This is a genomic window from Stenotrophomonas sp. RS-48 (assembly GCF_030053245.1).
Classification (GTDB): domain Bacteria; phylum Pseudomonadota; class Gammaproteobacteria; order Xanthomonadales; family Xanthomonadaceae; genus Stenotrophomonas; species Stenotrophomonas maltophilia_P.
In genome coordinates this window covers 20,494-28,542 of record NZ_JASGBV010000063.1, presented here as the reverse complement: position 1 = coordinate 28,542, position 8,049 = coordinate 20,494, and the positions used below count along the sequence as shown (strand labels likewise).

At 69.5% G+C, this 8,049-nt stretch carries 9 protein-coding genes; 2 read left to right on the top strand and 7 right to left on the bottom strand.

What is annotated here, in order from left to right:
- The 4 genes from QMZ25_RS12260 to QMZ25_RS12245 all read right to left on the bottom strand — a co-directional run.
- Window positions 1–723 (bottom strand): N-formylglutamate amidohydrolase (locus QMZ25_RS12260; protein ID WP_283219700.1); only part of this gene is annotated, 723 nt, incomplete at its 3' end.
- Window positions 716–1,270: an NUDIX hydrolase gene (locus QMZ25_RS12255; RefSeq protein ID WP_053519128.1), complete on the bottom strand. Its 555-nt coding sequence runs from the start codon at window positions 1,268–1,270 to the stop codon at window positions 716–718. The genes QMZ25_RS12260 and QMZ25_RS12255, both read right to left, overlap by 8 nt.
- On the bottom strand, window positions 1,267–2,217 hold the full coding sequence (locus tag QMZ25_RS12250; RefSeq protein ID WP_065175990.1) for a 5'-3' exonuclease H3TH domain-containing protein: 951 nt from the start codon (window positions 2,215–2,217) through the stop codon (window positions 1,267–1,269). Before QMZ25_RS12250 ends, QMZ25_RS12255 begins: the two co-directional genes overlap by 4 nt.
- Complete coding sequence (locus QMZ25_RS12245) at window positions 2,214–2,795, bottom strand: nitroreductase (RefSeq protein ID WP_053519162.1); 582 nt, start codon at window positions 2,793–2,795, stop codon at window positions 2,214–2,216. The genes QMZ25_RS12250 and QMZ25_RS12245 overlap by 4 nt, the downstream gene beginning before the upstream one ends.
- A gap of 331 nt (window positions 2,796–3,126) precedes the next feature.
- Here QMZ25_RS12245 and QMZ25_RS12240 point away from each other — a divergent pair, with 331 nt between their 5' ends.
- Both QMZ25_RS12240 and QMZ25_RS12235 read left to right on the top strand, forming a co-directional pair.
- Window positions 3,127–5,445 carry a DUF1631 domain-containing protein gene (locus tag QMZ25_RS12240; RefSeq protein ID WP_128988694.1) on the top strand — a complete coding sequence of 773 codons (2,319 nt, stop codon included), beginning with the start codon at window positions 3,127–3,129 and terminating at the stop codon, window positions 5,443–5,445.
- A 52-nt stretch (window positions 5,446–5,497) separates the two neighbouring features.
- Complete coding sequence (locus QMZ25_RS12235; protein ID WP_283219699.1) at window positions 5,498–6,577, top strand: NAD(P) transhydrogenase subunit alpha; 1,080 nt, start codon at window positions 5,498–5,500, stop codon at window positions 6,575–6,577.
- A gap of 61 nt (window positions 6,578–6,638) precedes the next feature.
- Here QMZ25_RS12235 and QMZ25_RS12230 read toward each other — a convergent pair whose 3' ends face one another.
- Genes QMZ25_RS12230 through QMZ25_RS12220 form a run of 3 tightly spaced genes read right to left on the bottom strand, consistent with a single transcriptional unit; the run spans window position 6,639 to window position 8,002 of the window.
- Complete coding sequence (locus QMZ25_RS12230; RefSeq protein ID WP_053519136.1) at window positions 6,639–7,091, bottom strand: DUF3106 domain-containing protein; 453 nt, start codon at window positions 7,089–7,091, stop codon at window positions 6,639–6,641.
- 3 nt (window positions 7,092–7,094) lie between these two features.
- Entirely contained in the window at window positions 7,095–7,421 is a 327-nt protein-coding gene (locus QMZ25_RS12225; protein ID WP_193396237.1) for a hypothetical protein, read from the bottom strand.
- On the bottom strand, window positions 7,418–8,002 hold the full coding sequence (locus QMZ25_RS12220; protein WP_081279792.1) for an RNA polymerase sigma factor: 585 nt from the start codon (window positions 8,000–8,002) through the stop codon (window positions 7,418–7,420). Before QMZ25_RS12220 ends, QMZ25_RS12225 begins: the two co-directional genes overlap by 4 nt.
- Between the last annotated feature and the right edge of the window lie 47 nt (window positions 8,003–8,049).

Sequence of the window (8,049 nt, the reverse complement as noted above, 5' to 3'; positions counted from 1 at the left end):
GGCCGCGTCGGCGATCAGGTCCTGACGGATCTCCAGTTCCACGTGCACCAGGCCGCGCCCTTCGCCGTGCACCGGTACCGCGTAGTCGCTGGTACTGCTTACCGAATACGGTTCGTTGTCACCGACCACCAGATCGCCTTCGTCGCGCAGTGCCTGCAGCAGGGCGTGGGCAAAGCGCGTGTCCTGGTGGTAGAGCACGCCGGCATGCCATGGCCGCAGCGTGCCGTTCATGGAGGGAGTGAAGCTGTGCATCATCACCAGCAGGGTCGGGCGGCCGGCTTCGCGGCGCGCATCCAGTTCCGCTTCGATGCGGGCGTGATAGGGCGCGTGGATCGCGTCGATGCGCTGCTGCCGTTGTGCGGCCGACAGGCCGGCGTTGCCCGGTACCACGGTGTGATCGCTTGCTTCCGGAATCAGGGTCGGCGATGCCAGCGGACGGTTGCAGTCGATCAGCAGGCGCGAATAGGTCTGCTCGATGGCCCAGGCATCCAGCCGTTCGGCCAATGCACGCGTGGTGCCGGCGATGCCGATGTCCCAGCCGATATGGCGGTCAAGTTCGCGCTGCGGCAGGCCGAGGCCGGCCAGTGCGCGCGGTACCTGCTGCCCGGCGTGATCGGCCAGCAGCAGGTACGGCGAAGCGCCCTGCGGCCGGTGGATGGTGTAGATCGCCGGGTCGTCAGCGCCCAGCAATGCCGGCAAGGTGTGCAGGTCGGCGTCAGCCACGCGGGCGCCCGTCCAGGTGATGTTCGATCATCCACAGCCCGGCCCAGAGCTTGGCATCGAGCTCGTAGCCTTCGCCCATCTTCTGCACCAGCCACGCGGCAGCCTGCTTGAGCGGGACCTCGTGCACCGTGATGTCCTCGCTGTCATCGCCGCCGCCTTCGCCGATCCGGCGCAGGCCGGTGGCGCGCACGAAGGCGATCTTCTCGCTGCTGGCGCCTGAGGAGGTCGGGCCGATCATCAGCACTTCGGCGTGCTCGGCGGTCCAGCCGGTCTCTTCTTCCAGTTCGCGTACCGCCGAGACTTCGATCGACTCGCCGGCATGGATGTCACCGACCAGCCCGGCCGGCATCTCGATGGTCGATGCCTGCAGGGGCACGCGGAACTGCTCGACGAACAGCACCTTGTCCTCGGGGGTGACGGCGATGATGATCGCCGCCAGGCCACCGGCGTGGGTGCGTTCGCTGTACTCCCAGGTGCCGCGTACCAGCATGCGCTGGTACTTGCCTTCATAGACGACACGCGGGGCTTCGGTATTGCGCTGGCTCATGCGGGCTCGCCGGAATTGGAAAAGGAGGGAGTGGGAAGCGGGTCGGCCATGCCGGCGGCGTTGAACAGCCGGCGGCGGGTCATCGGGCCGAAGCGCAGGGTCTGGCACAGGCCGCCGAGCAGCTCCGGGTCGGCCGTCTGCCGCAGCAGGCCGGGCTGGCAGCCTTCCAGCGGCGCGTCCAGCGCGATGGTGGTCAGCTGTCGCCAGAGCAGGGCATGCTCGCGCTGCTCGCGCAGGCGCACTGCCATCTGCGCTGCGCCGCGCAGGCGCAGGAAGGGCACTTCGTCCAGGCGCTCGTACAGCACATCCAGGCTGCCGAAGTGGGCCAGCAGGACCGCCGCGGACTTGCTGCCGACGCCGCTGATGCCGGGGATGTTGTCCACCGCATCGCCGCACAGTGCCAGGTAGTCGGCGATCTGGTGCGCATGCACGCCATGCCGCGCTTTCACCCCGGCCACGCTCCAGCGCTGGTTGCGCGCATAGTCCCACTGCTCGTCGTGGTCCAGCAGCAGCTGCGACAGGTCCTTGTCGGCGGAAATGATGACACCGCGGTGGCTACCGCGGTGCACATGCAGGGCGCTGCCGATCAGGTCGTCGGCCTCGTAGTCGTGATGGGCAAGCACGGCCAGACCGAGCGCCGCGCACAGTGCCTTGCAATGCACGAACTGGCGCTTCAGCGCCTCCGGAGCCGGATCGCGGTTGGCCTTGTACGCCGGATACAGGCGATGGCGGAAGCCGCTGTCCAGCGCCTCGTCAAAGGCGATGGCGATGTGCTGCGGACGCTCGCGTTCGAGCAGGTCCAGCAGGAAGCGCGCGAAGCCGTGCACGGCATTGGTCGGCCAGCCCTGCGCATCCTGGAACTGGTCGGGCAGCGAGTGCCAGGCACGGAACACGTAGATGCTGGCGTCGACCAGGTACAGCGCCGGCGCCGGTGCCGGCAAGGTCATGCCGGTGGCGTCCAGTCGCGCAGCAGGGCGGCTGGATCCGGACGCTCGCGCTCGGGCACGTCGGCGCGGGCGGTGCCGATATGGATGAAACCGGCGATGCGCTCGCCGTCGGCCAGCCCCAGATGGGCGTGTACGGCCGGGTCGAACGCCATCCACGCCGTCAGCCACTGGGCGCCGAAGCCCAGCGCCTGTGCGGCCTGCAGCAGGGCAAAGCAGACGCATCCAGCGGTCATCAGCTGCTCCTGCTCGGGCACCTTCGGGTCGGGGCGGGGGCTGGCCACCACCACGATCACCAGCGGCGCATGGCTGAAACGCTGGCGATCCTTCTCGAACACGGCCTCGCCGGCAGTGGGATCGCGCTGGCGGCTGCGCTCGGCCAGGAACGCGCCCAGAGTGTGACGCGCATCGCCGGCAATCTTCAGGAACCGGAACGGCACCCGCTTGCCGTGGTCGGGCACCCGCACCGCCGAGGTGAGCATACGCAGCAGGGTCTGCGGGTCCGGCCCGGGCTCGCCCAGCTGCCGCGAGGGCACCGAGCGGCGGGCATCGAGGGCAAGCAGGGCGGCGGGGTCGGGCATGGCGTCTGAACCGGTCATCACGGGCATTTGATTATAGTCGCGGTGGTCGATGACGCCGTGGCTGCGGCGTCTGTCCCCTCACTATCAAACTGTGATGAACATCATGCCACTGGCGGCAATCGGACGCCGGCTTCCTCTCGCCTCGCGGGCCTTGCACGGCTTACGATATCCCTCTTGCCGGGCCGTGGGTCACGAGGTTTGAAGTGAGGACTGTTTCACTGTCCGTGAGGGGCGGGCCGGCCTACCATCGACGTATCGGTACATGGGGTGTGCCGGTCGTCGCGATGTCCATGTTGTCTGTCGCACCAGAGAAGGTGGGGAGCCTTCCCGAATGATGAGCGCGCCCACACCGTTGGGAACGTCGGGTCGTGACCCGGCCCAGTTCCAGCTTGCCCGTGACGCCGTCCTGCCCGCGCTGTGCCAGGCCTTCGGGGCGGCACTGGCGCGCTTCGACGACGCCCTGTTCGACCGTGCCGGCAATGCCGGCGCCTCGCAGCTGCTGTTCCTTGATGCGATGCGCGAGCTGCGCCGGCGGCGCGAGGAGATAGCGGCGGCCTTTGCCGGCCATCTGCAACGCGCCTGGGCGGCTCTGGTTGCCGGAGAGCCACTGTCGGCGGATGCGACCCTGTCCGGCCCGGCCGAGGATGGCCTGAGCCTGCTGGCCGAGCACGTGCTCGAATCGCGGCTGGCGGTGCGCAACTTCGCCACGGTGCTGCTGCGTGATTTCAAGCCGGTTCTGGCGCGGCTGGACCGCCGCCTGGGCTGGCTGGCCGGCGATGTGCCGCTGGATGCCGACCTGAACCCGATCAGCCCGGAACATCTGGGCGTGGCCATCCACGAGGCCTTCGCCGGCTGCGAACTGGCGCCGGAAGTCCACCTGGTGCTGATCAAGCTGTGCGAGCGCGACCTGCGCGCGCCGGTCGGCCGCATCTACGACAAGCTGGACGAGCAGCTCGCGGCGGCCGGCGTGATGTCGCAGATGGGCGCGGTGCGCCGCACCCCGGCGGCCCCGGGCCCGCGTCCACCGCAGGGGCTGGACGATCTGGTCGAACAGCGCCCGGTGCCGGGGTTCGACAGCGATTTCAGCGATGACGAGCAGGCCGCACCGGCGTGGGCGCAGCGCTTCGCCGCGCGCTGGTCCGAGCGCCGAGGCCACCTTCAGCAGGCCGGTGGGGACGGTCCCGGCGCCGCCGGCAGCGAGGCCTATGGCCAGCAGGGGATGTTGCTGGAAGCGCTGCAGGAACTGCTGCAGCAGACGCGCCACGTGCGTGAGGACGCAACATCGGCCGCGCAGGTGGCCGTGGGCCAGCAGCGCCCGTTGAGCCAGCGCGAGATGATGTCGGTGCTGTCGCTGCTGCAGGCGACCCCCAGCGCCACGCTGCGTGCGGCGATCGGTGAGGATGGTGAGTCGCTCGCGCAGCGCCTGAAGAGCGAGGTGTTGTCCAGCGCCACCCGGCTGGGCGTCGACCCGGGCCAGACCCGCCTGGATCCGCAGGACGAGGACGCGATCGACCTGGTCGGCATGCTGTTCGACGTCATGCTGGATGAACGCGAACTGGAGGGTCGCTCGCGCGAACTGATCGGCCGCCTGGTGGTGCCCTTCGTCAAGGTCGCCATGCTCGACCGCCGCATGTTCGTGCAGAAGACCCATCCGGCGCGCAAGCTGCTCAATTCGTTGGCCGAGGCCTGCGAAGGCAACACCGGCGAGAGCCAGGCCGAGCGCATGCTGATGGCCAAGGTGGAGGAGATCATCGAGCGCCTGGTCGCCGAGTTCAACGAGAACCTGGCCATCTTCCTCACCCTGGAAGAGGAGTTCCGCGACTTCCTGGTGCAGCACCGTCGCCGCGTCGAGATTGCCGAGCGGCGCGCAGCCGAAACGCAGCGCGGCCAGGAAAAGCTGGAAATGGCCCGCACGCGCGCGGCCACCGAGCTGGATCGCCGCATAGGCGATGCCACCCTGCCACCGGCCATCGCCGAGTTCCTGCGCCAGCCGTGGCAGCACCACCTGACCCTGGCGCTGCTGCGCGAGGGCGAAGACGGTGCATCGGTCGCCGAAGCCCTGGCCCTGGGCGATGGCCTGCTGGAGGAAGTGGCCGAAGCGCGCCGGCAGATCATCGGCAAGCCCTGGCTGCAAGCCTGGCAGCCGGTGCTGGCCAAGGTGTTCGCCAGTGTCGGCGTACACGGCGATGCGGCAACCTCGGCCATCGATGCACTGCATGACACCCTGCAGGGCATCGCCGAGTCACGGCCGGAGCTGGAACGTGCGCTGCCGGAGCTGCCGCAGGTTGTCCTGCCCATGCCGCCGGTTGCGGACTCGCCGACGGTCGAACTGGGCAGCCAGGTGGATACCGACGATTTCGACAATGCCGATGCCGATCGCTTCCGCCGGATGGAGATCGGCAGTTGGCTCGACTTCGTCGACAAGGACGGCAAGGTGCAGGCCGGCAAGCTGTCCTGGGTGAGCCCGATTTCTTCCCGGCTGCTGTTCGTCAACCGGCGTGGCGTGCGCTTCTGCGTGGCTTCGCCGGAGGAACTGGCGGTGATGGTGCGGCTGGGCCGCCTGCGTGCGCATGTCGACGATGGCGCCTTTGACAGCGCCATGCAGGGCGTGATCGACCGCCTCGACCCGGGCAACGCCACCCTGCACTGAGCGGGAGCCGCCTGCTAGGATCGGGAAAACTCACCGATCAGCGGGGACCTGCATGGCCGTGGCGTTGCTGGGGATCAAGGAGACCGCGCCGGGCGAACGGCGCGTAGCGTTGACGCCGGAGACCGCGCGCAAGCTCGCCGCACTGGGCGTCACCGTCTGGTACGAAACCGGTGCGGGCGAGGCCGCCGGTTTTCCCGATGCCGCCTATCAGGACGCGGGCGCACGTGCATTCGATGACGGTCGCTGGGGCGAGATCGACATCCTTCTGTGCGTGCAGGCGCCGCCGGCGCAGGTGCTGGCCCGGCTCAAGCCGGGCGCAGCCGTGGTCGGCCTGCTGACGCCGGCCAGCGATCCGACACTGGCGGCGCTGGCCAGCGAGGACCGCCTGCTGCTGTTCCCGCTGCAGCTGTTGCCGCGCACCACCCGTGCGCAGGCGATGGATGTGCTCAGTTCGCAGGCCGGCATGGCGGGCTACAAGGCTGCGCTCATCGCAGCCGAGCGTGCACCGCGCTTCTTCCCGATGCTGACCACCGCGGCCGGTACCGTGCGTCCGGCCAAGGTGCTGGTGATCGGCGCCGGCGTTGCAGGATTGCAGGCGATCGCTACTGCGCGCCGCCTCGGCGCCCAGGTGGAAGGATTCGATGTGCGGCCGGAAACGCGCGAGCAGATCCAGTCGCTGGGCGCACGCTTCCTCGACCTGGGCGTCAGCGCGGCCGGCGAGGGCGGCTACGCGCGGGCGCTGACCGAGGAAGAACGGGCCGAGCAGCAGCGGCGGCTGGCCGACCATCTGCGCAGCGTCGATGTAGTGATCTGTACCGCAGCCGTGCCGGGCCGTCCGGCACCGACCATCGTCACTGCGGCGATGGTGGAAGGCATGGAGGCGGGCAGTGTGATCGTCGATCTGGCGGCCGAGAGCGGCGGCAACTGCGCGCTGACCCAGCCGGGGCAGTGCATCGAACACCAGGGCGTGACCATCGATGGACCACTGGGCCTGGCCAGCCGGGGTGCGACCCAGGCCAGCGAGATGTATGCGCGCAACCTGCTCAACTTCGTTGCCCTGTTCGTACGCGAAGGTCAGCTGAGCTTCGACTGGGAAGACGAACTGCTGGCAAAGACGCGCTGGCAGGCGTGAATGACATGGGGTCAGATCCCTTTGCCTCTGGCAAAGGGATCTGACCCTGCATCCCGAAGGCCTACCGCGGCTTTGCCGGTGGCGGGTTGTCCCGCACCCAGTCGCGACGCTCCTCCGGCGTCATCCGGGACCAGCGATCGCGCAGGGCGTCGCGCTGGGCAGGGGGCAGCTGGCGCATCTGCCCGAACAGTGCGCGTGCCTGTTCACGCTGTTCCGGGCTCATGTGCTCGAACCGGCGCAGGCCACGGCGGGCCTTGTCGCGCTCTTCCGGGCTCATGGACTGCCAGCGCTGGCCATGGGCCAGCATGCGCTGGCGCTGACCGGCATCGGCGCCGTTCCAGCGGTCGCGCAGCGGGGCCAGCACCGCCTCGCGCTGGGCGGGGCTGAGCTGATCCCAGGCAGGCAGTGGAGCACCGGGAGCGGGCGGCGCGGGCGCATGGGTCTGCGCCAGCACCGGTGCTGCAGGCAGCAGCGCCAGGGCGATCAGCAGGGGCAGGGAGAGATGTCGCAGCATGATTCACTCCATCGCCAGGTCGGTGTCGCCCAGCCACAGGTACAGATCGGGATTCTCGTCGTACAGCGCGCTGTTGTCTTCCACTGCGGCAACGGTCGGTACCGGCGCTGGCCGCGTCGGCACGTCCGGACCGGTGAACTGCACGCCGATGCCCAGCGCCACCACCAGCGAGCAGGCGCTGGCCAGCCACCAACGCCAGCGCCCACGATGGGCTGCATGGGCGCCCTGGCGGGCCTGGCGCAGGCGCGACAGCGTTGCCGGCGACAGCGCCCGCAGAGAATGCGCATGCAGGCGCCGCAAGGCGTCATCGGAGGGCAGGGAGCGGTTCACGGGGGGTTCTCCAGATAATCCTGCAGCGCCTGCCGGGCGCGTGCGAGATGGGTCTTTACCGCGCCTTCGCTGCAGCCCATGGCGCGGGCGGTGGTGGCGCCGTCCAGATCCTGCAGCACGCGCAGGGTGAACGCTTCGCGCTGGCGGGCGGGCAGCGTACGCAGCGCCTGCACCAACTGCTGGTACTGCTGGTGCTGCTCGTGCGCCTGCGCCGGGGTAGGGCCGGGGTCGGCCCAGTCGATGTCGGCACCGTCGGCATCCTGGTTGTCGCGCCAGAACGGCAGGCGGAAGCGGCGTCGGCGCTGCAGGTCGATCACCCGCCGGCGCAGGATGCTCCAGAACAGGGGCGCCCATTCGCTGGCGGGCTTGTCGGCATAGTCCAGCATGCGCAGCAGGGCATCCTGCACGGCGTCCAGGGCATCCTCGCGCTGGCGCAGGCCGGCCTCGGCGAAGCGGAACGCGCGCGGGCCGATGCTCGCCAGGAACGCTTCCAGCGACGCCGGCAGGGCATCGGTGTCGGCGGTCGGGGGGACGGGGCTGCTCACCAGCACAGGGTACGGTTCCTTGCTCGGGGTCACCATCGACAACGCGTGAGCGCGGCCCCGGTTGACGAGGATGCGCGCCGGGT